Below are 2,004 nucleotides of genomic sequence, written 5' to 3'. Positions count from 1 at the left end.
GTATTGCCGCTGGTCGAAGCCGTCGCCCGTCGCTCGGCCTATCTGGTGTTGCTCACGGAGAACCCCGACGCCCTGCGCCGCCTGCTGACCCTGTGCGCCGCCAGCCCGTGGATCGCCGAACAGATCACCCGCTTCCCGCTGTTGCTCGACGAATTGCTCAACGAGGGCCGCTTGTTCAAACCGCCGTTGGCGCCGGAACTCGCCGCCGAATTGCGCGAACGCCTCACGCGCATCCCCGAAGATGACCTTGAGCAGCAGATGGAAGCCCTGCGGCACTTCAAGCTGGCCCACCGCCTGCGGGTGGCCGCCTCGGAAATCGCCGGCAGCCTGCCGCTGATGAAAGTCAGCGACTACCTGACCTGGCTCGCCGAAGCCATCCTCGAACAAGTGCTGGCCCTGGCCTGGCGCCAGACCGTCGCTCGCCACGGCGCGCCGCAACGGCTGGACGGCACCGTGTGCGATCCTGGGTTCATCATTGTCGGTTATGGGAAAGTCGGCGGCATCGAATTGGGGCATGGTTCGGACCTGGACCTGGTGTTTATCCACGACGGCGACCCGCAGGCCGAAACCGATGGTGCCAAGCCGATTGACGGCGCGCAGTTTTTTACGCGCCTGGGCCAGCGGATTATTCACTTGCTGACCACGCAGACCAACTCGGGGCAATTGTATGAAGTGGATATGCGCCTGCGACCTTCGGGCGCATCCGGTTTGCTGGTGAGCTCCCTCGGCGCCTTCGCGCGCTATCAGGAAAACGAGGCCTGGACCTGGGAGCATCAGGCGCTGATCCGCGCGCGGGTGCTGGTGGGCAGCCAGGATGTGGGCCGCGCCTTCGAGCAGGTGCGGGCCAAGGTATTGGGCCGTGAGCGCGACCTGACGAAGCTGCGCCAGGAGGTCAGCGAGATGCGCGCCAAGATGCGCGACAACCTGGGGACCCGGGCCACGGCGGCCGGTACCGGCGCCAATGCCTTCGAACCCACGGCGGTGTTCGACCTCAAGCAGGACGCGGGAGGTATCGTCGATATTGAATTTATGGTGCAATACGCCGCTTTGGCGTGGTCTGCGCAACATCCATCGTTGCTGCGCTACACCGACAATATCCGCATTCTGGAGGGCCTGGAGCAGGTCGGGCTGATGCCCGCCGCCGATGCCCATTTGCTGCGCGAGGTGTATAAAGCCTACCGTTCCGCGGCTCACCGCCAGGCCTTGCAGAAAGAGGCCGGTACGGTTGCCGGGGATCAGTTCGTCGACGAACGGCGCCAGGTGATGCGAATCTGGCAGGCACTGGGGTTAAGCTCACACTCGATTTAATGAGCGGCGCCAATCTAATGTGGAAACCGGCTTTATGTGAGAGCGGGCCTGCTCGCGGTGCAGGCGCTACGGTCTGTCTATCAGGCCGCGGTGATGCTATCGCGAGCAAGCCCGCTCCCACACAATGCACGCCCTACAGTAATCATCGAGGCGGGGAGGCGTAAGCCTCCCCGCATCGTTTGTGGAAACTACATGAATATTCTGATCGTTGGGCCCAGTTGGGTCGGTGACATGGTGATGGCGCAGACACTGTTCCAGTGCCTGAAACAACGTCATCCCGACTGCCAAATCGACGTGCTCGCCCCTGAGTGGAGCCGGCCGATCCTTGAGCGCATGCCGCAAGTGCGCAAGGCCTTGAGCTTCCCGCTCGGCCATGGCGCCCTCGAACTGGCGACCCGCCGTCGCATCGGTAAATCCCTGGCCGGCCAGTACGACCAGGCGATCTTGTTGCCCAACTCGATGAAATCGGCGCTGGTGCCGTTTTTCGCCGGCATTGCCCTGCGCACCGGCTGGCGCGGCGAGTTTCGCTACGGCTTGCTCAATGACGTGCGCAAGCTCGACAAGGCGCGCTACCCGCTGATGATCGAACGCTTCATGGCCCTGGCCTTCGCGCCAGGTGCCGAGTTGCCGACGCCGTACCCGCGCCCGAGCCTGCAGATCGACCCGATCACCCGCGACGCGGCCCTGGCCAAGTTC

General features: G+C 63.9%; 2 protein-coding genes. Both read left to right on the top strand.

Going from position 1 to position 2,004, the window contains the following annotated elements:
* Nucleotides 1-1,308, top strand: a 1,308-nt coding sequence (glnE, locus tag L9Z73_RS29840; protein ID WP_247408516.1) for a bifunctional [glutamate--ammonia ligase]-adenylyl-L-tyrosine phosphorylase/[glutamate--ammonia-ligase] adenylyltransferase, incomplete at its 5' end; no start/stop codon positions are given.
* A 192-nt stretch (nucleotides 1,309-1,500) separates the two neighbouring features.
* The coding region (gene waaF / locus L9Z73_RS29835) for a lipopolysaccharide heptosyltransferase II (protein ID WP_247408514.1) at nucleotides 1,501-2,004 on the top strand (504 nt) is incomplete at its 3' end.

The sequence above is a fragment of the Pseudomonas emilianonis genome (assembly GCF_023072625.1).
Lineage (GTDB): Bacteria > Pseudomonadota > Gammaproteobacteria > Pseudomonadales > Pseudomonadaceae > Aquipseudomonas > Aquipseudomonas paraveronii.
The sequence above is the reverse complement of the archived record's forward strand: the minus strand, read 5'-3'. Positions and strand labels throughout refer to the sequence as shown.